Annotated in this window: 13 protein-coding genes; all 13 read right to left on the bottom strand. The window is 56.3% G+C overall.

The window, feature by feature from the left end:
* Window positions 1-229 precede the first annotated feature (229 nt).
* Window positions 230-1,297 carry an A/G-specific adenine glycosylase gene (mutY, locus tag ACTQY5_RS07980; RefSeq protein WP_441369047.1) on the bottom strand — a complete coding sequence of 356 codons (1,068 nt, stop codon included), beginning with the start codon at window positions 1,295-1,297 and terminating at the stop codon, window positions 230-232.
* Entirely contained in the window at window positions 1,284-1,769 is a 486-nt protein-coding gene (locus tag ACTQY5_RS07975; protein ID WP_022487584.1) for an 8-oxo-dGTP diphosphatase, read from the bottom strand. Before ACTQY5_RS07975 ends, mutY begins: the two co-directional genes overlap by 14 nt.
* The gene (locus ACTQY5_RS07970) at window positions 1,766-2,887 is read right to left on the bottom strand and encodes a M20 family metallopeptidase (protein ID WP_022487585.1); all 1,122 of its coding nucleotides are present in this window, start codon (window positions 2,885-2,887) and stop codon (window positions 1,766-1,768) included. Before ACTQY5_RS07970 ends, ACTQY5_RS07975 begins: the two co-directional genes overlap by 4 nt.
* Before the next feature lie 126 nt (window positions 2,888-3,013).
* The gene (locus ACTQY5_RS07965) at window positions 3,014-4,000 is read right to left on the bottom strand and encodes a biotin-dependent carboxyltransferase family protein (protein WP_288310995.1); all 987 of its coding nucleotides are present in this window, start codon (window positions 3,998-4,000) and stop codon (window positions 3,014-3,016) included.
* Window positions 3,997-4,767 carry a 5-oxoprolinase subunit PxpB gene (gene pxpB / locus ACTQY5_RS07960; RefSeq protein WP_441369046.1) on the bottom strand — a complete coding sequence of 257 codons (771 nt, stop codon included), beginning with the start codon at window positions 4,765-4,767 and terminating at the stop codon, window positions 3,997-3,999. Before pxpB ends, ACTQY5_RS07965 begins: the two co-directional genes overlap by 4 nt.
* Window positions 4,768-4,782: 15 nt before the next feature.
* A complete protein-coding gene (locus ACTQY5_RS07955) occupies window positions 4,783-5,973 on the bottom strand; it encodes an NRAMP family divalent metal transporter (protein ID WP_022487588.1) in 1,191 nt (396 codons plus the stop codon).
* Between the two features lie 77 nt (window positions 5,974-6,050).
* Window positions 6,051-6,839, bottom strand: a complete 789-nt coding sequence (locus ACTQY5_RS07950) for a putative hydro-lyase (RefSeq protein WP_195839646.1) — start codon at window positions 6,837-6,839, stop codon at window positions 6,051-6,053.
* Window positions 6,840-6,863: 24 nt separating this feature from the next.
* Complete coding sequence (locus ACTQY5_RS07945) at window positions 6,864-7,631, bottom strand: LamB/YcsF family protein (protein ID WP_154488496.1); 768 nt, start codon at window positions 7,629-7,631, stop codon at window positions 6,864-6,866.
* Window positions 7,632-7,776: 145 nt separating this feature from the next.
* Entirely contained in the window at window positions 7,777-8,952 is a 1,176-nt protein-coding gene (locus tag ACTQY5_RS07940; RefSeq protein WP_154488495.1) for an NRAMP family divalent metal transporter, read from the bottom strand.
* A 515-nt stretch (window positions 8,953-9,467) separates the two neighbouring features.
* Window positions 9,468-12,578: an autotransporter outer membrane beta-barrel domain-containing protein gene (locus ACTQY5_RS07935; protein WP_441369045.1), complete on the bottom strand. Its 3,111-nt coding sequence runs from the start codon at window positions 12,576-12,578 to the stop codon at window positions 9,468-9,470.
* 807 nt (window positions 12,579-13,385) lie between these two features.
* On the bottom strand, window positions 13,386-15,626 hold the full coding sequence (locus tag ACTQY5_RS07930) for a YadA-like family protein (protein WP_441369050.1): 2,241 nt from the start codon (window positions 15,624-15,626) through the stop codon (window positions 13,386-13,388).
* 351 nt (window positions 15,627-15,977) lie between these two features.
* Window positions 15,978-21,398, bottom strand: a complete 5,421-nt coding sequence (locus tag ACTQY5_RS07925) for an ESPR-type extended signal peptide-containing protein (RefSeq protein WP_441369044.1) — start codon at window positions 21,396-21,398, stop codon at window positions 15,978-15,980.
* Window positions 21,304-21,582 carry a hypothetical protein gene (locus ACTQY5_RS07920; protein ID WP_441369043.1) on the bottom strand — a complete coding sequence of 93 codons (279 nt, stop codon included), beginning with the start codon at window positions 21,580-21,582 and terminating at the stop codon, window positions 21,304-21,306. Before ACTQY5_RS07920 ends, ACTQY5_RS07925 begins: the two co-directional genes overlap by 95 nt.
* Window positions 21,583-21,782 lie beyond the last annotated feature (200 nt).

Here is a 21,782-nt window from a genome sequence, read left to right as displayed (position 1 = left end):
TAGCTTTGATTTTTTAACCTGGTTGTCATCCAGGTGACTCGATCTCATCACTAAAAGTGACTTGACCCGCACATCTGTCAACAATATTCAGTTTTCAGGGTTCCAACCTCGCTGTTTGTAACAGCTCATTTATATTAACAAATCATTTGGAATTTGTCAACAACTTTTTTCTTTGTCTTTCATTCCTCTGACTTGTCTGCTTCCTCAAAGAGAAAGCTTGTATATAATATCAAACCTTCTCTTTGCTGTCAACAGTTTTTTTCAGCCAGGCAGCCAATTTGGCATGAGGTCCTGCCAGAGGGCGCTGGTCCCACTCTTCCGGAGCCAGCCAGGCCCAGTCCGGAGATCCCTCCTCAGGACAGTCTCCTCCGTTCATCCCATAGCCGGTCATGTGCCAGATCTGGTGGGTGAACACATGCCTGTGATGCCACAGCTCCGGCCCTGCAGCTCCCTCCAGCAGCTGTTCCAGTCCTGCCCTGGCCTTGTCCGGGTCCGGATCCAGCACCATGGGGAATTCCCACATGGAAGCCAACATCCCTTTGGCCGGCCGTTTGTGGAGCAGATACCGGCCTTCCCGGCACACCAGGCCGCAGGCTGCCGCCAGTTCCTTCTGGGAGGCTTTGGCTTTGCGCACCGGCAAAACCTCCGTCTTCCCCTCTTTCAGAGCCCGGCAGGATTCCCGCAGGGGACATTCCCCGCACCGGGGATGTTTGGGGATGCATACTTCCGCTCCCAGGTCCATCATAGCTTCGTTAAAGTCCCCGGGCCTGTCTGCCGGTATGGCGGCTTCTGCCAGGGCCGTAATGGTTTTCTTTCCTTGGGTGCCGGTAATGTCTTCTTCCACTCCGTAAAGCCGGGCCAGCACCCGGAGCAGGTTTCCGTCCACTGCCGGAACCTTTTCCCCAAAGGCCATGGACAGGATGGCTCCCACCGTATAGGCTCCGATGCCTGGCAGGTCCCCCAGGGCCTTCCGGTCCCGGGGCAGCTGACCGTCCCATTCCACCATCACCTGCCGGGCTGCCTTGTGGAGGTTCCGTGCCCGGCTGTAATACCCCAGCCCCTGCCAGGCCCGGAGCACCTGGTCTTCCGGTGCCTGGGCCAGATCCCGGATGGTGGGGAACTGTTCCATCCACCGGTGGAAATACCCTTTTACCGTTTCCGTCCGGGTCTGCTGGAGCATGATTTCCGATACCCACACATGGTAGGGATTCCGGGGATGGGACTCCCGCCAGGGCAGCTCCCGCCGAAAGCCATCGAACCAGGCCAGGAGAGTTTCCGTCCAGTTATTTGGTTTCATCCAGATGGACCTCCTGGAACACAGAATCGATTACATGGTCCCCGTCCGGGGCAAAAAGGATGGTCCCCCGGAGCTGTTTCCCGGCCAGCAGCCGGGGCAGCCAGATCCGGTCCGCCTCCCACATTTCCTCATAGGGCAGCTGGTCCAGGGAAAACCACCTGGGTTCCATTTCTTCCGACAATCGGGGCACTCCCTGCCACCGGCGGACAAAATACACCATGCCTCCATGGGACCATGTGCCGTCAGAAGGCTGGTCAAAGTACAGATCCGCCATCAGGTCCAGGTCTTCCGGCCGGACCTCAAGGCCGCTTTCTTCCCGGAGCTCCCGTACGGCGCACTGGCGCATGGTTTCTCCCGGCTCGATTTTCCCTCCGAAGCCGTTCCACTTGCCCACGCCCATGCCCCGTCGCTTCCGGCCCAGGAGCACCCGGTTTTCTCCGTCCAGCAGATACACCAGTGACGTATCCCTCATTTGGTCAGCACCGCTTCCACCAGGGCCTTCAGGAACCGGAACCGGGGTTCCAGACTGCTGATCAGGCCGTATTCCGTTACCGCATGGCCATTGCCTCCAATGGGGCCCAGGCCATCCAGGGTGGGGATCCCCAGGGCGGAGGTGAAGTTGCCATCGCTTCCCCCGCCGGCAGCCTGCCACTGGAAGGAGATACCCTCTTTTTGAGCCACCTGCTCTGCCAGACGGCAGAAGGCCAGGGATTTTTCTGTAGGCTTCATGGGCGGACGGGCCACGCCCCCTTCCACCTGGACCTTCACCCGGTCATCGAAGGGATGAGCTTCCAGTTCCCGGATGGCCCGGTCGATCCGTTCCCCTTCGCTGCTCTTTTCGATCCGCACATCGATGACACACCGGCACTGGGCGGCCACCACATTGGCAGCGGTGCCCCCCTGTACCAGTCCGATATTCACAGTAGTGCCGGCAGCCCGGTCAGCCAGGGCAATGATCTTTTCTCCCCAGCGGATGAATTCATTGATGGCGCTGGCTCCTTTATCCGGGTTCACCCCGGCGTGGGATGCAATGCCCGTAAAGGTCAGTGTGTACTTGCAGATGCCCTTCCGCTGGTTCACCAGGTCCCCATTGGGCCGGGCACTTTCCATGATCAGGGCATGGTCCGCCTTCCGGGCTTCCCGTTCGATTACCGGCCGGGAATACCGGGAACTGATTTCCTCATCCGGATTGAACAGCAGGCAGATGTTCCCCTGGATTTTTTCCCGGCTCACCGCTTCCGCCAGGTACACCATGAACAGGTCCCCGCATTTCATATCCGCGGAGCCCGGGCCTTTGTACTGGTCTCCCTCAATGGAAAAAGGACGGTCCTTTACGGTGCCTTTGGGGAACACCGTATCCATATGGCCCAGGAGGATTACGTCATAATGGTCCGGGTTCCCCCACACTGCCTTTACGCAGGGGCCCACCTGGTCTCCCACGGAAATGGTTTCTGTATGCCAGCCGGCTCCCTCCAGCCGCCGGCGGATCCAGGCCGCCACCTGAGCGGTCCCTTCCGGGTCCCGGCTGAAGCTTTCCGTATTCACCAGGGTTTCCAGATCTTTCAGATAGTCCTGCACTGCCAATGTCATGTCCGATTCCTCCTTCTCCCGGCTCCCTGCCGGCACTGTACTGGCTCTATTATATCAGCTTCGTGTAAATTGTTCTCGGTGAAAAAAGAAAGGGTACTGCCCGTCTTGCGCAGCACCCTTTCTTTTTTACCGCTGTACCATCATTTTCACATCTGTCAGGAAATCCTCCTGCCGGGCCAGGGCTTTTTCCGCCTGGGTCAGGGTCACCGGCCGGAAATAAATGGTCTGTCCCGGCTTCATCTGGGCCAGCCTGGGCAGATCCGCCTGGATCACCTGTCCGATCTTGGCATAGCCCCCGGTGGTCTGCCGGTCCGCCATCAGGATGATGGGATTCCCGTCCGCCGGCACCTGGATGGACCCGAAGGTCACTGGTTCGGAGATCATCTCCAGGCTGCTGTCCCGGTAGTGGAGCGGTGCTCCGCTGAGCCGGTATCCCATCCGGTCCGACTGGGCCGTAATGGTGTAGCCGCTGTGGAAGAACTCCTGAAGGGTGGCATTGTCGAACCAGTCCGCCTGGAGTCCCTGGGTCACCCGAATGGGCTCCCCGGTAAAGAGGCCAGTGGTTTCCACAGACCAGCCCAGGGTGCTGAAAGGCTTGCCTCCCGTTTTGGCCAGCACAGCCTTCAGCCCTTCCTGTTCCGCCGTCAGTTCCCCGGTTTCCAGTTCCGTGCCGTCAGCCAGAGGAGCACCTCCCACTCCGCCGATTTTGGCCCGGAGATAGGTGCTTTTGCTGTTCATCACTGCCGGCACGGCAAAGCCCCCGGCCACCGTCAGATAGCCCCGGGCCCCCTGGGCCGCAAAGCCGAAGGACAGGGTGCTGTCTTCCTTCACATACACCGCCCGGTTGAGAGGCACCGGTCTGCCCCCCAGTTTCGCCCCCAGGTCCGCCCCGGTAAGGGCGAACACCAGTCCTGCCGGCAGCTTCAGGAAGGGCCCGCTCATGGTCATTTCCAGAGCCCCTTCCCGGGCTTTGTTGCCTACCAGGATATTCCCCAGTTTCAAACTGAACAGGTCCATGGCCCCGCTGACCAGGACCCCGTATTTCTGGAATCCGTACCGGCCCGTATCCTGGAGCGTAGTGAGAGGGCCGCCTTTTTTCACCATGATCTTCATTTCCGGCCACCTTCCTTCTCTTTCGCTGCCAGTTCCTTGTATTCCTCAGGAGTTATGCTGACAAATTCCAGCCGGTCACCGGCCTGGAGCAGGCTGGGATCTTCCAGATCCCAGGGACGGAACAGGGCCAGGGGAGTCCTGCCGATCAGCTGCCAGCCTCCAGGGGTTTCCAGGGGATAGGCACCGGTCTGGGAACCGGCAATGCCCACGGACCCGGCAGGGATGGCCAGCCGGGGAGTCTTCTTCCGGGGGGTGGCAATTTCCGGAGGCAGTCCTCCCACATAGGGGAAACCGGGGGCGAACCCGATCATATACACCAGATAGTCCCCGCCAGTATGGATTTTCACCACTTCTTCCGGCGTCATATGGTGGTACTCCGCCACTTCTTCCAGGTCCGGTCCGTATTCCCCGCCGTAGCACACAGGGATCCGGATCCGGTCCCCTTTCTTTTCCTTGGTGAACCGGATCCCTTCCAGGAGTTTTTTCACCCGGGCCGCCGCTTCCCGGTAGCCTTTGGACAGCCAGTGGTCCTCCGGCAGAGTAGATTCCCGGGCCAGTACCAGGGGATCGTAGAACACCGTCACACCGGTGTAGGAAGCTTCAAATTCCAGGAGTCCCGGGAAAGGATGCTGTTCCAGTTCCGTCACCAGAGCCCGGGCACACCGGAGGATCTCCGGGTCGATGGTATTGCCGAAGGAGACCATCAGGGCCCCTTCTCCCACCGGGCGGATCTGGGCAGCCTGCAGATATGCTGTTGCTTTTTCCATGGTTATTCCACCTTTTTATCCCAACAGTTTGGGGAGTAATTTGCCTGCTGTTTCCACTGCCAGGCAAAGCATCACAGCGAAGATGATCCAGCCGGTGACCGACAGGAACCGGGGATGCTGATAATCCCCCACAATGGCCTTTTTCCGGGATGCCAGGAGCAGTGCTCCCAGTACCAGAGGCAGGATCAGCCCGTTGAGGGCCCCGGCCAGGATCAGTACCTTCACCGGTTTGCCGATGAAAGCGAACACAGCAGCGGAAAAGATGATGAATCCAATGATCAGATACCGGTAGTTTTTGTTCAGTCCTTCACTGAAGGTACGGATGAAGGAAACGGAAGTATAGGCGCAGCCGATGACCGAGGTAATGGCCGCGGACCACATGACCACGCCGAAGATCTTGTACCCCACTTCCCCCACAGCCAGCTTGAACACGGAAGCCGGCGGGTTGGAAGGATCCAGGGTAAAGCCCTGGCTGATGACCCCCAGGGCCGCCAGGAACAGGAATACCCGCATAACACTGGTGATGCCGATGCCAGTCAGAGAGCTCCGGTTCACCTGGTCCAGCTTGTCTTCTCCGCAGATTCCCGCATCCAGCAGCCGGTGGCCGCCGGCGAAGGTGATGTATCCGCCTACGCTGCCTCCCACCAGGGTGACGATGGACATCAGATCGATGTGCTCAGGCATAAAGGTCCTGGCCACCGCTTCCCCCACTGGAGGATGGGAGGTCACCGCCACATAGACAGTGAGCAGTACCATGACGCCTCCGGCAATCTGGGCGAACTTGTCCATCAGGGTTCCCGCCTCTTTGCTGGAAAAGATGAAGATGGCAATGGCCGCGCTGATGAGAGCCCCCACAATGGGAGAGATCCCGAACAGCACATTGAGCCCCAGGCCGGCACCCCCAAGATTGCCGATGTTGAAGGCCAGGCCCCCGAACACCACAAAGGCGGACACCAGATATCCCAGGCCGGGCAGCACCATGTTGGCAATGTCCTGGCCGGGCTTTTTGGCTACGGCAATCACCCGCCACACATTCAGCTGGGCAATGGCATCGATGATGATCATGGCCAGGATGGCGAAGCCGAAGCTGGCTCCCAACTGGCCGGTAAAGACAGTGGTCTGGGTCAGGAAGCCCGGCCCGATGGCGGATGTGGCCATCAGAAAGGCTGCCCCCAGCAGCACGCTGATGTTGGATTCTTTTTTCATAACAACTTCCCCCTCATTTGGATCCTGTTATGGTTTTTCTGGGCTTTTGGAAACGGTCCGGCTGCTTTTTCTCTTTTTTACAGCACGCTCAGATCCGCATTCTTCACGTCGGTGATGAACATGTGTCCCGGCGCATGGGTGATCATGAATTCCGGCTTCACCGCCATGGCCACCGCCTGGGGCGTCACCCCGCAGGGCCAGAACACCGGCACTTCCCCTTCCCGGATGGTGGAGGGATCTCCAAAATCCGGTTTGCTGATGTCCTGGATGCCGATGGCCGCCGGGTCGCCGAAATGGATGGGAGCCCCATGGACATTGGGCATCCGGCTGGTCACCTGGATGGCCCGGATGGCCGCTTTGGGAGTCATGGGACGCATGGAAACCACCATGGGCCCATGGAACACCCCGGCCGGAGTGCAGGGAATGTTGGTGATGTACATGGGCACATTGTGGTTTTCCGTAATGTGCCGCACATCCAGCCCCGCATCCAGCATGGGCCCTTCAAAGGAGAAGCTGCACCCCAGCAGGAAGGCCACCAGGTCATCCCGCCAGTACCCGCTCAGGTCCGTCACTTCGTCGGTCAGTTCCCCGTGCCGGTAGATCCGGTATTTGGGGATGTCATACCGCAGGTCCGCATCCGGGGCCACCGCTTTGGGCACCGGGCTCCCCACTTCCGTTACGTCCAGCACCGGACAGGGCTTGGGATTCCGGGTGGTGAACAGGAGGAAATCAAAGGCCAGTTCCCTGGGCAGCACCACCAGGTTGGCCTGGGCATACCCGTTGCACATGCCGCTGGTGAAGCTGGTGATTTTCCCTTCCCGGATCAGTTTCCGGACTTCACTGGGATTCATTTGGCTGTAATCCATAAGCAGATTCTCCTTTGCATGAAATTATTTCAGGAAGCTGCCGGCGGCAGCAATCTCCACCCCGTTTTCCTGGAGGGCTTTCCGGATCTTCTGGGTAAACAGCAGGGCCTTTTCCCCGTCCCCATGGACGCAGATGGTATCCGCCTTCACCGGGATCACCTTGCCACTGAGAGTGGTCACCTGGCCCTTCAGCACCATGGACAGCACCTGGGCGATGGAGGCCTCTTCATCGGTGATCATGGCACCGGGCTGGGTCCGGGGAGTCAGAGAACCGTCTTCCTGATAGCTCCGGTCTGCAAACACTTCAGAAGCCACTTTCAAACCGACTTTTTCCGCTGCCTTGACGCTTTCGCTGCCAGCCAGGGCAAACAGGATGATTTCCGGATCCACATCATAAATGGCCTGGGCAATGGCTTCCGCCAGGGCCGGATCCTTGGCCGCCATATTGTACATGGCCCCATGGGGTTTCACATGCTGGAGCCGGGTACCTGCCGCTTTGGCAAAGGCGCTGAGAGCCCCCACCTGGTACACCACCATGGCGTACACATCCGCCGGGGAAACGGCCATTTTCCGCCGGCCGAATCCGACCAGATCCGGATACCCGGGATGAGCCCCCAGGGCACAGCCGCTTTTCACTGCCAGATCCACGGTTTTCTTCATTACGGAAGGATCCCCGGCATGGAACCCGCAGGCAATGTTGGCCGAAGTCACCAGAGGCAGGACCTTGTCATCCATCCCGATTTTGTAAGCGCCGAAGCTTTCTCCCAGGTCAGAATTCAAATCGATTTTCATATTACTACTCCTTTCTTTATGCTACGCTACGAACATTAACGATATTACCATGATTTTTGTTTCCGATTAACTCTGTCACAATTTCTTCACCTTATACTGTATACACACCTCTATTGTGTCAAATTTGTAATACATTCACAAAATTTCACCCCAGCATCTTCAGGATGGTCTGGAGACTCATGTACAGCATCACGGCGAACACCAGCCAGCCGGTGTAGAACAGGAAAGAAGAATGTTTGTAAGCCCCCACGATTTTTTCCTTCTTGGCCGCCAGCAGCAGAGAGCCCAGCACAATAGGCAGGATCAGGCCGTTCAGGGCCCCCACCACCACCAGCACCGTCACCGGTTTGCCGATGAAGGAGAAGATGAAGGAGGAGAACAGGATGAAACCGATGATCAGGTACCGGTGGTATTTTTCCAGCACCGGGCTGAAGGTCCGGATGAAGGAAACGGAAGTGTAGGCGCAGCCCACCACGGAAGTGATGGCCGCAGACCACATCACCAGCCCGAAGATCTTGTACCCCAGGTCACCGGCGGCCAGTTTGAACACAGAAGCCGGCGGGTTGGCCGGGTCCAGGGTCAGCCCCTGGGAAATGACCCCCAGGGTGGCCAAAAACAGCAGCACCCGCATCAGGCTGGTGATGCCAATCCCCATGGCGGAGCTTTTGTTCACTTCCTTCATGTTTTCCACCCCGGTGATCCCTGCATCCAGCAGCCGGTGCCCCCCGGCAAAGGTGATGTAGCCCCCTACACTGCCCCCTACCAGGGTGACGATGGACATCACATCCACCGTATCCGGCATGACGGTTTTGGCAATGGCCAGGCCCACGGGAGGATGGGAAGTGATGGCCACGTAAATGGTCAGAAGCACCATCAGACCTCCCACAATCTGGGCAAACCGGTCCATCAGGGCCCCGGCACTTTTATTGAGGAAAATGAACACGGCGATCACCGTGCTGATGAGAGCCCCGGTTACTGGGGAAACTCCCAGGAGCACATTGAGGCCCAGGCCAGCGCCCCCAACGTTTCCGATGTTGAAGGCCAGACCCCCGGCCACCACCAGGGCGGAAACAAAATACCCCAGCCCGGGCAAAAGGGCGTTGGCAATGTCCTGGCCGGGCTTTTTGGACGCCGCGATGATCCGCCACACGTTCAGTTGGGTAATGGCGTGGATCAGGATGGTGGCCAGGATCACAAAGCCGAAGCTGGCCCCCAGTTTGCCGGTGAACACCGTGGTCTGGGTCAGGAATCCCGGTCCGATGGCCGAGGTGGCCATCAGGAAGGCCGCCCCCAGCAGTACACTCCAGTTGGATTCTTTCATGATTGTACTCCTCCGTTCCGTCATTCAATTCTGTAAATTCTGATACAAAAACTTGAACTGCTGCCTTCCTGCGGTCCCCCTTTCCCATTCCAGCGTAATAAAGTGCACGCCTTTATTATAACCGAAAGCTTAACCTGTATTCATTAGAATTTATGGATAATTTGATTTATGTAAAAAAAGAAGTCAGACCGGCACCGGCCGGTCTGAAAGTTCATCGTTTGTCGTTAACCAGTAAGGATAGCAGATGCTCCCGCATCTGCTTTTGACCATAAAACCCGGAGGCCGGGAAGGGCCCGCCTGCGGCAATCCCCTACAGCGTTGGGGTCAGCGGACCAATGGAAAATCACAGAAACGGGATTGTCGAAAAATCCGTCCTCCTGACCCATATCCCCAACCTCCGGTACCAACGGCGTAGGGGCGTGCCACAGGCCCGCCCTTCCCGGCCTGCGGATTTCATACGTTTTCAGGAACCCGTCCCGGATTCCCTCCAAACTCTTCCCTCTGCTCGATCCCATTCAGAACTGCCAGCTCACCCCGGCATTCACCTGCCATTTGGTGCGGATCTGGCTGCTGAAGGTCCGGCTTACATCTGCGTATCCCTGGATCTTGGGACTGAACCGGTAGGTTCCTCCAAACCCGGCTTCCCACCAGCTGTCCCCGTGGTCCACGGCCGTTTCCAGGGTTTCCCCGTTCCGGGCCGCCATGGCCACCGTCTGGGCCCCGCCGAATTCGTGGAGCCAGGATACCTTTCCGTAATAATCAAAGGGATGCTTTCCCTCCTTGTGGCTCTTGCCGATCAGGATCCCCAGCCGTCCGATGGCGCTGTTGTACCCTTCCCGGTACACGTCCGTACCCCGGCTGGTGGTGTACCGGGTGCTGCTCAAGTGGCCCAGCACCAGCTGGCTCTGGGGTTCCAGGAACAGTTCTTTATCCTTGTCCAGGTACAGGGTCTTCCCGTATTCCACGCTCAGGCTCTGTTCCCGGGTCCGGTAATCCGCCTTGTCCGGATAAGGCCCCCAGGTGCTGATGTGGCTGTCGTCCCGGCCCACCCGGGCCACCACATCGGTGTAGCTGCCATGGCTGCCGTACCAGGTGCCGTAGAGGCCTCCGGCCAGGGTATGTTCCCGGCCGCTGCCGGTTTGGTAATCCGGGGAGGCGATTCCCCGTTCCCCGAAGAATCCGTACACGCTTCCTGGGTTGTGGTGCACATCGTACCCCAGCTGGAACAGGTTGTACCGACTGGTAAATCCCGGTCCGCTGAACCGGCCGCCCCGATTCCGGGCCCACAGACCATCTGCATCGTCACTCTGGAACTTCCGCTGCCGCAGGTTCCCCCGGCGCTGGCGGAGGGTATCCAGGCTCAACCGGTAGAACCCGTACACACTGTCCCCGCTGTTGAGCACCGGACGGGTGTCCGCATTTACGGTCTTTTCCAGTTTGGTCAGGTACCATTCCGTGTCCTGGGCATCCGTCACCCCCATGGAGTTCCGCACATAGGACCCGTTCTGGATGGTGGGCGTCACATCCCACAGGCCGCCCCGATTCAGGTTTTCACCGGTAAAGGAAGCCCTGCCGCGGTCATCGGTGACCAGCAGCAGATGCCGGGTCCCGGTGACTTCCTTCCCCCGGGCAAAACTGGCGTCATAAACCTGGATTTTCCCGGAAGCACCATCTTCCGCCTCTTTCAGGTGCACCTTGTCCCCGTCGATCTGGCTGTCCAGGTCTGTTTTCATGTAGAAGATCCCGTTGCTGCCTCTGAAAGTGTCAGCCGACAGCTGCTGATACGCCGGATTGGCCGCCATGTTGACCATAGCCCCGCTGTCGAGGGTAAGATGGGTGACAGAACTGTCCCCGGTCATATTCCACCGGGCCCCGTTGGCCAGGTCCAGTTCCAGTTCACTGCCCTCTCCCTCCACACCAGAAGCCCCGGTAAAGAAGGAATCCCCCGTATCCAGCACGGCACGAATCGTGCCCCCATTGCTGGCCAGCATGTTCCCCTGGATGGTTTTCCGGGTGCCGGCGGCCGTCAGGTCGATAATACTGTCCGTGTCCTGGCTGAACAGGGAGTACTGGCCCCCCATAATGTTGGCGCTGCCTGCAAAGATAACGGCGCCGGATGTTTTGCTTTCTACACCACGGCCTTCCGCCGCAACGGTGGCATTGTCCAACAGGCTGGTGATTCCCTGGGAAAGGCTGGAAATACCCACGCCGTTTTCCCCTTTTACCGTAACAGAAGCATTTTCACCAACAATCGTTTTCCCGCCTTCTTCACTGACAATCCCTGTTCCTTCGCTGCCGGTTACGGTAATGGAGGCGTTATTTCCCAGACTGGTGATGCCATCGTAAAAACTGTAAATGCCTTTGCTGCCTCCCAGATCTTCTGATTTTTCCCCGGTTACGGTAATGGAGGTATGGTCACCTGCAACAGTATATCCGTTATTATAGCTGACAATCCCCATTCCGCCTTTACCATTTACAGCGATGGAGCCGCTTTCCAGAGAGGTGGTTCCACTATCGGTATAAATCCCCATTCCTTCCAGACTGTTTACGGTAATGGAAGTATCGGTTCCCGTCAGGGTGGTACCTCCATAACTGGAAATCCCTATAGCATTCCCCCCGGTGTTGGACACGGTAATGGATGCACGGTTTCCGACTGAGGCAGTGCCCCCGGATTCGGTGTCAATGCCGGCAATACTTCCTCCATTTCTGTTTGTGGCTGTCAGAGAAGCATCATCGCCGATTTCAGCATTTCCGTTGTCACTGGTAAAAATGGCATATGTAAAACCATCTCCTTTGTTGTCTGCCGTAACGGAAAGTCCATCTCCTGCCACTGTTTTCCCCTGGCTGCCGGTATTTATCCCGTAAGCAGCCACCGACGCATCGGCTGCAACAACCACATTGCGGCCCAAGATAGTGGTTCCCTTATCTTTTGTAAATATCCCAGTCACAAAACCAGCAGGGCTGGATACCTGAATCCGTGCTGAGTCTCCCAGGGTCGTTTTCCCTCCCTCATTTTGGGTAAGGACACCTGTGGCATCATATCCATTAGACGATTCTACCGTGGCATCAGGTCCCAGTTCAACAACCGATCCATTGACAATCATTCCATAGCTGCGCGTGTTTTTGTATGGGCCACTGGAGCCTGTAGTAACCAGTTCGGGATTCACTGTTGCTGTGATGGAAGCCTGTTCTCCCAGCGTTACGGCTGTACCGGCCTGGGCTTCCAATCCAATCACATTATGGGTACCATCCGTTTCCTGGATTGCCTGGATAGTGGTCTGCGCACCGCCCAGCAGACTGCTTCCCTGGTCCTTGACTTCCAAACTGATGATATCCCATTTACCATCTCCATCAATGGATCCACCAGCCGTTGTAATCGTTTCACTTTGCTTTCCCAGATCCAAGGCAGCCCCCTGGGACACTTGTATGCCTATGATATTCTTCAGCCCTATCTCCAACGGCTCTGCATAGGCAGTGAATGGACTTTTGGTTTCATCTGCCATCACCGTATCCCTGGTTACCGAAATCCCGATCTTATCATGTGTCTCTGCCGCTGCAGGCAGGGCCACCCCCCACACCGCCATGGATGCCAGTGCAAAAACGATTTTTCTTTCCACGCCCGTCATACCAACACGCCCCCTGTCCAACTTCGGATTCCCTGTTCGGTCTGTTTTTCAATGATTCATATTGATTTTATTTTCTTTCTCAAAAGGAATTATTATCCATTCAGTGGTGTAAAAAGTCCTTGTTCCCGGATTTTTCCACCCCACTGCAATCCGTTCCTTTTCCGCATCTTCACTATACCAGTAACTACAGGATTTTCCCATTATAGGAAACTTAACCGGGCCATAAACTTTGGTTAATGGAACAAGTCCATGCACCTGTCCCAGGGCTGTATCCAGAAAAACAAAAAAGCCCTCCGGCCCCGTGCTGCCTTTTATCCAGGTAAAGCGCAGGAGCGAAGGAGAACTTTTTTATGTTAGGTTTTTGTTAAGAATGATATTGAAAATTTAAAAGGAGAGGATTCGTTGATCGTTCATCGTGAGTCGTTATGGAAGGAACCCGTGACCGAGTTCCTTTGAATAAAGACGCAGCTAACGCTGCTAACCCACCACCATTGCGCAAGCGCAACGGTCCCCCGCCCTTGCAAAGGGCGGATAGTGACACTAGGGCACGGCCCACGTGTCACGAAAGCAATGTGGCGAAGCCCCGAGCGTATCTCCGCCCTTCGTAAGGGCGGGGGTCGCCGCCCGGCATTTTTTGGCGTTCTCCACAGGTATCTCCGCCCTTTGCAAGGGCGGGGGACCAGCCGATAGGCTGGTGGTGGGTTAGCAGCGTAGGGCTGCGTCTCTCTTCAAAAGCATCTGCCTGCGGCAGATGGTCTCCTTTGGCGTGAGACGGAAAAGCGGCTTTGCCGCTTTTCACACTCCCTGTCATCCTCTTCCTTTGATCACCCGGACCCGCTGGATGGTGGGATTGCCGTTTTTGTCTTTGGCAATGGTGTCCACCCGGATCCGTTCCAGTTCCGGTTCGAACTCATTCAGGAGCCGTTCACTGAGCCGGGCGCCCTTCTGCATTTCCCGGTAGACCACCATGGCGAATTCGTACCGGCTCATCATCCGGTCCCCTTTGAATTCTCCGTCCGGATACCCTTCCACCATGCCGTTTCCGTACAGCTGGGCGATTTCCTCATAGGCCCAGTGGTTCTTTTCCACATCCGGGAACAGTTTGGTCAGGGTGGGATCCAGCTTCCGGCCGGCGGATACATCCACCAGGGCTCCCCGGAGGTTTTCCACTTCTTTCCGCAGGTCCTTGATTTCCTTGGCCATGGCCACCCGGCTGTTGGACACATGGTTGTGCTGGCCCAGTTTGAAGGTAGCGCCCACGTTCACCATATTTTCACCGCCGCCGGTGCTGCCTCCCAAGCTGAGCATTACATCCTCGTTGGGCCGGTAGAAGGCCCCCAGGGCCACGGCGTTGGCGCCGCTGTAACTGCCGGCACCCACGGCGAAATCCAGTTTGTCGTCCGGATCGAAATCCAGAGGATGGAGAGCCGCCAGGGCTGCCGCATTGGCCCCTGCCCGGTCCACCCGGGCGTCCAGTTTGGTAATGCGGCTTCCCATGTTCTGGACGTCCCCGGTAAGATTCCTGATGTCTCCCGTATTTTTCTCCACATCCGTACTGATTTTTTTCAACTGAGCCACGTTCACCGCATCGGTGTCCCGGGTCCCGGCGGCCACACTGGTGATCTGCCGGGTCAGTTCCGTTCCGCTGCCTACGGCCACGGCGGCTCCTGTTGCCACCCAGGTGGAGGAAGTATCTGTGGAGGCCTGTTTAGTGGAAGGATCATAGCCGGCTTCTCCCGCTTCCACCGAAGCCAGGGACCCGCTCCCTAGGGCCACGCCCCCTTTCACTGTCGCATTGGCATTGTGGCCCAGGACCACCACATTCTGCTGGTCCGTAGCAGTCACATTGTCCGCCGAACCAATCACAATACTGTTGATGGCGGAAGAAAGAGTACGGTTATCCCCCAGCAACAAAGCCGTATCCGTATCTTCCACCGTATTGCCGGACCCGATCACGGACACATGCTGGACATTGGAAGCGGTATTTTTGTATCCGGAAATCATATTGTTCGTACTGACGGCTCCGCTGGTCCCGGTCACCTGGTTCCCCACCCCGATAATGGCTGTTTTCTGGGTGTAATCCGCCTTGTTCCCGCCCCCGATGGCCAGGGTGGCCCCGCCGCTGTCGGAGGCGGCAATGGCCGTCCGAAGTTTGTCCGCAAAGGCTTTGGCGGAATCTCCGCTGTCCGTGGGAACACCGTCCAGACTTGTCACTGAATTGGTGATTTCGTTCCCGGCCCCATAAATCAGCGCCCCGTTGGAATTGACCGCCCGGTTGGCTACCCCGCTGATGGTATTGGCAATCCCTGCATAATAGTTTCCTCCCATGGATTCAACGCTGTTCAGAGCTCCGTTGATGGTGGCCCCCAGGTTCTTCACCGGATTGGCCGTACGGCCCCCGTTGTATTCACTGGAAATGATGTTGTACACACCGGTGCTGGTGGTGAACGCCCCGTTGCTGAAGCTGTTGGCCCCGATGGTGGTGGCATATACATTTAGGGCACTGGTCCGGGTGGAAGCACTGTCCACGGTAGTATCTCCCAGTTCTCCCTTGTAATTGTGGGACCCAATCATGATGCTGCCGGTACGGGCAAAGGTATTGTCCCCCATGGCAATGCTCCCCACGACCTTTGTGGGATCGGCCGGGATCCGTGCGGAAGACCACCAGCTTCCGCTGTAGGTTGTCTGGCCAAAGGCAAAACTGGCTTCTCCTCCTCCGGCCATATTTTCGATCCTGGCATTTTTGCCAATGGCGATGCTGCCGCCCTGGCTGGCGTAGTTGTTGATGTTGGCTCCGTTTCCCACCGCAATATCCCCGGTAGCATTGCTGGCTCCGTTGGAATAGGAAATGCCGGCCCCTTTGCCAAGGGCCACATTCTCTGCTTTGGGAGCGCTGCTTCCTGTGCCCACAGCCACACCATTGCCGGATCCTGCTGCACTGTCCGCCCCATAGGCGCAGTTGCCCAAAGCGGCCAGGACCAGCAGAGTCAAAACAGCACCCCGTACTTCTTTTTGTCCTTTCCTTTTTGCCGTTCCTGACAGTTTCATACCACCTGATACAAATTTGTTCATATGCTCTCCTTTTTCCCCATGAATCCTTGCCTATTTGGTGGTATAATCCTATCAATATGTCATTTTATTTACAATATGTATATAATATAAATAAAATATCTTTACATTAGTCCAATTTTATATTTCATCTATCTATATCATCAACAACTCCCGCTTTTTTCTTTTCCTTTCTGTTTCCCTTCTGTCTTGTAGCTGTATGGTCCTTGCCTGTCCCCTGGAAAACCTCTCTGTCCTCCTGTCCCATAAGAAATACCCTGCCATTTTCAGCAGGGTACCTGGATTATCCATGTGAAGAGGGCTGTTGCATGGGCAACAGCCCTCTTCACATTACTTCCCATAATGTTTTTTGCTGTCTTCCACGGTCCGTACTCTTTCGATACTGGGATTGCCGTGTTTGTCTTTTTCGATCACGTCGATGCGGATGTATTTCAATTCCCCGTCGAACTCCTTCACCAATCTGCCCAGGGTACCATCCTGATCCAAAGCCGGATTGGACCCGGCTCCGGCCATAATGGCCCGATAGACCAGGGCTGCGAATTCATACCGGGTCATCATCCGGTCCCCTTTGAATTCTCCATCCGGATACCCTTCCACGATTCCCGCTTTGGCCAGTTTGGTCACGTAGTCATAGGCCCAGTGGTTTTCAGGGATATCCGGGAACAGGGTGTCTTTGTCCACTTTCAGCACCGTCCTGCCGGCCATCTGGTTCATCAGGGTCTTCAGCTGCTGCATTTCCCCATCCTGTTTGGCCACCAATTCCTTCAAACTCCGGATTTCCTTGGCCATGGCCACCCGGCTGTTGGATACATGGTTGTGCTGGCCCAATTTGAAGGTGGCCCCCACATTCACCATGTTTTCACCGCCGCCGACGCTGCCTCCCAGGCTGAACATCACATCCTCGTTGGGCCGGTAGAAAGCCCCCAGGGACACTGCATTGGCGCCGCTGTAACTGCCGGCACCCACTGCAAAGTCCAGTTTGTCGTCTGGATCGAAATCCAGAGGATGGAGAGCCGCCAGGGCTGCTGCATTAGCCCCCACCCGGTCTACCCGGGCGTCCAGTTTGGTGATGGACCGGCCCACCTGGTTCACGGCAGAATCCAACTGGTTCTTGTTCACCGCATCGGTTCCCTGGGTACCCGGTGCCACATCGTGGATCTGGCTTCCGCCCATGGAAATGTCTCCTGTGGCCAGCTTGATGTCCCCGCCTTTGCTGCTGTCACTGCTCTTGATGGTGATTCCGTCGCTGGTCATGGTAGTATTGCCGGTGGTGACACTGGTAAGCCCGGTAAGGTCTTTGGCCAGTTTCACAGACAGACCGCTGTCTCCGTTCTTCACCACGCCGATGTTCCCGTCGGACAGATTGTCCGCCTGGGCACCGCCGGTGAGACTCAGATCCTGGCCCAGGCCCACGGTCAGCTGCTGGCCGTCGTCCCCGGTAAACTTCCGTCCGCCGGAGATTTTGTCATCCACCACTTTCAGCTGGTCTTCCGTAGCGGCCCGTCCGGACTGGATATTGGAAGCATCCCAGTTCTTGTTGTCCAGACCGGTCAGATAGCTGCCAGCATCCGGGTTGGCTCCGCCGCCATTCTGATTCCCCAGGACTGTTTTGCCCCCCAGGATGATCTGGGCCTTGTTCCCGTCGATTTTCACCTGTTTGGACGCATCATCAGCATCCCCCAGAGTAATATCGTCATTCAGGTTCACTTTGTTGTCGGCATCCACGGTGATGTTCTTGCCGCTTTTGGCTTTCACTGCGTCTGCTACTTTGCCGGCTTCTTCTCCGATGATGGTATGCACATCCCCAACACTGGCGGCATTGTTCCAGTTTTCCTGGCCGGCCGTACTGGTGTCGTAGACCTGCCCGTGGATGCCGCTGCCCATGTTGGTGATCTGCTGCTGGCCACCATTGATGCCGTCTTTGGTAATGGTGATGTCACCGACTTTGACTTGGTTGGTATCCACTCCATCTTTGTTGATAGTAGTTTCGCCGGCTGTTACGCTGCCATCCATACCCAGATGGATGTCTTTATTCAATTCCACTTGAATGGCACCATTGTCCACTTTGGTAGAGATGTTGGTTCCGTCTCCTTTGACAGTGACCGTTTCTCCCAGGTTTTTCTTCACAGAGTTCCCATCATCGGCAGCCAACCCAAAGCCGCCGTTGACACCGGCATTTTTGATTTCATTCAGCTGAGACAGATTTACTGCATCTGTATTTGCCGTCCCATTGGCCACGTTGTGGATCTGCTGCCCACCCATGGAAACATTCCCCTGAGAAATCTGGATCTTGCTGTTTTCATCGGCACCGCTGAGTGTCAGTCCAGACCCGTTGAGCAGGGTATTCCCCATGGTCACGGAACCGTTGGCTCCCAGGTTCAGATCCTTGTTCAATTTCACCAGCAGCTGACCGTTGTCGCTGTCCTGGCTGGATACCACACCGATGTTCCCATCCGTGAGGTCGGCTTCATTCTTGGCATTGCCCTTGACGTTGACCTGCTTGTTCAGTTTCACAGCAGAAGCCGTGCCAAAGTCGCCGCCGAATTTCAGGCCGTCATCCAGGGTGGCAGCTTCGTGGGTATCACCCTTCGGATCTTTGTAAACAATCCGGGTCATGGTTTCCCCATCCTTGCCGTTCAGGCCAGGTGTACCTGCCGTCGTCCAGATATCCGTAATGCCGTCTTTCCCGTTGAGACCGATATGGCCTTCGGCACCATCGACGCCGTCTTTCCCGTCGATGCCTTTGATGGTGACGCCATCTTTGCCGTTTTCTCCCTTGATGGAAATGCCGTCTTTGCCGTCGATGGCCACGCCGGAGTTCCCGTCGGCCCCGTTGATGCCCATATGGCCATCCTGGCCCGGAGCGCCGTCTTTCCCGGCACCGCCGATGTTCAGGTTATCATTGAGTTTCAGGTCGTAGGTGGTCAGACCATTGGAATCCGTAGAGGATTTCAGCTGGAGATTGGTTCCGGTATAGGTATCCGTCCCAGCTTTCGTTCCCCCTTCCACGGTAATGGCAGTCTGCTTGCCAGCCATATTTTTCACTTCGTTCAGCTGGGACAGATTTACTGCATCTGTATTTTCCGTCCCATTGGCCACGTTGTGGATCTGCTGCCCACCCATGGAAACATTCCCCTGGGAAATCTGGATCTTGCTGTTTTCATCGGCACCGCTGAGTGTCAGTCCGGACCCGTTGAGCAGGGTATTCCCCATGGTCACGGAACCGTTGGCTCCCAGGTTCAGATCTTTGTTCAGTTCGATTTGGAGATCTGTACCATCTACTTTGGTCGCAATATTCTGGCCGTCGCCCTTTACCTTAATCGTACTGCCCAGATTTGTAGATGTACTTGCATCATCATCTGCGGAAAGCCCAAAACTGCCGTCACCAAGCACTTGATTTATAGTATTGATGTCACCGGCCACTTGGGTGCCCAAACTGTACAGCTGATCTTCCGTAGCAGCCCGACCTGATACATAAGTAGACGGATTCCAAGTGGTGTTGGTCAAATTGTACGCATAGTTCCCCGCCGGTACTACAGTATGAGTTGAAGTCTCTAAATCCCCATCATTTACATGTCCAACAGTCACGCCACCGATAATAGCCCGGCCATTGGTTCCGTCCAATGTAATGCTCTTCTTGCTATCGCTATTGGTAATGGTAATACCAGCCGATTCCATCTTTGTGTTCCCAGCAGTGACGGAATCCAGGCTCTTCAGATCTTTGGCCAGTCGGAAGGTGATCTTATTGTCGCCTACAATGGTACCGATATTGGCATCGGTGGTCAGCTGGCCTTTGGTCAGAGTCGTGCCGTTGTCAGCAGCACCGGTCAAAGTCAGATATTCATCGACCAGACGGGTTACGTTCCGGGCCACACCATCTGAGCCGTAACGGGTATTGCTGCTGTCTTCCTTGGCATCCCCGATGGTGGCCAGCATGGTGTTTTTCCACTGGGCCACGTTCACCGCATCCGTATCCTGGGTACCAGCGGCCAGGCCCGTCAGCTGGCGGGTGTAGGTGGTGCCGCTCAGGCCGTCGGTACCAATGGAAACAGCGCCCAGATTGCTTTGCCATACGGTAGACTTAGGGTCGATGGTACTGGTCCAGGTGCCCCCTGTGCTTTCCGTAGAGTTTTTGGCCGATGCCCAAGTATACCAGCGGCCGCCTATAGCTGCCGAAGTACTCCAGCGGGGACCACCCGCCGCACCAGCAGCACGGCCTACAGAGGAGTTACTGCCAAGGGCTATGCTGCCGACACTGCCATTAGCTGTAGCTCCGCTGCCGATGGCGATGCTGTCCGCATTGTTGGCCTTGGCACTGTCACCAATAGCCACGGATTTCCCCAGATTGGCCAGGGCTGCATTCCCCAAAGCCACACCGCCGGCTTCCCGGGAATGGGCACTGGTACCGATGGAAACGGCATTGTTTACATTGCTCCGGTTATCGCCATTACCGGCACTGGTGCCAATGGCAATTTCCCCTTCGGAAAGAGCCGCCGCCTGATAACCGGCAGCCACACTGTTTTTTCCCTGTGCTTTGGCTTCCGGGCCCACAGCCGTTCCATTTTCACCACTGCCATCTGCTTCTTCGCCTATCGCTACTGCAAAACGCCCAGCTGCTTTTGCTTTGGCGCCTACTGCAATGGCCCGGGTAGCCGTAGCGCTGGCTTCTTCCCCTACAACGGTACTGCGGGCCCCACTGGCAGTAGCTTCTGAACCAAGAGCTGTGGCCAACTGCGCCGAAGCCTGAGTTCCATGGCCCAATACGACCGTTCTGTCGCCTGTAGATTGGCTCTCTGCCCCCAGGCCCAGGGCATAATATCCCGTTGCCTGCGCTGTTTCTCCAATGGCAATGGCACCCTTGCCATTCCAATCCGTATCGATATCGGTGGTCCGCTCATTTCCGGCGACTGCCCCATTTCCCAAAGCAATGGAGTTGCTGGACAACGACTTGGCATTCACACCGATACCCATGCTGTTTTCATACTCCAGCATCACTGACGTCTTATCAGCTTTTGTTCCTGTAGCCCCAGATTTCTGCCCGACCTGGACATTCTGGCCGAGGGCAATTCCATGGACCGCATTGATGGTATTGGCGGATCCGATGGCGGTGGAATTGCCGGAACGCCCATTGATACTGTTGTCATGGCCCACAATGACCCGGCCGCCCTGGGCATAAGCTCCGGTTTTATTAGTTTCCACATAGGAAGCCGTGGGCGTCTCAGCTGTATTGTTGGCCCCGATGACTACATCGTCCTTCCCATTGGCAACGGCAGTATTGCCAATGGCAATGGCATTCTGGGCCGTCCCCCGGATACCTGTGGTACTGCCATCCTGGGCATACGTATAACTGCCTCCCACATGGGCCGAATGACCGATGGCGATGGCATAGTCGGACAGAGCCTGGCTGCCCCAGGCCAGGGCCACTGCCGTATCCCCGGAAGCCTGGCTGCCGCCGCCCACGGCCAGGGCGCCCTTGCCATTGGCAGAAGATCCGCTCCCCACTGCCAAGGTATTGGTATCCCCATTAGACGTAGTCCCGGCATCCACCGAACTGGCGGCCCATACCGGATGCACGCCGCTCAGCAGCAGGCCACCGGCTGCACAGACAGCCAAGAGACTGGTCTTCAGGCTCTTCCCTGCTCCGCCGCTGATTCGTTCACTTTTGTCCTTCCCATGGCTCTTGGCCAATTCGGACACCACCACATAGGCGTTCCGCACCTTGCTCCAAATGACCTTGTAAATTCTGTTCATGGTTTCTTTCCTCCCCGGGCCCTTCTGCCCCTGTTTGCCCTATGGGCAAATTTCTATTTTTTGAAAAAATTATGTTTTTATGAAATTTCTGTTTCACGTTGAATTTTCTTTCAGGAATAATTATTGATTCATTCGTAAAAAAATAATCTCTGCGAGCTGTTTTCTCCCCTTTCAGCAAATCCATGCCGTTGATCCGGTTCTTATGCTACCATTCTCAGGAGAGTTTTTACAACTTGTAAAGATTATTTATAATTTATGTATATTCTAGTGTTATTTTATGGAACATATGTATATACACATGTTATCAGATGTTTTTTTCTTTTCTTCTTTCCTTTTTCATCGGGAATAAAATAAATAAATGAAATACTTTGATAATTTAAAAGA

This window comes from Acidaminococcus sp. HCP3S3_H5, assembly GCF_052122235.1.
Lineage (GTDB): Bacteria > Bacillota > Negativicutes > Acidaminococcales > Acidaminococcaceae > Acidaminococcus.
This window is presented reverse-complemented; position numbering and strand designations above follow the sequence as displayed.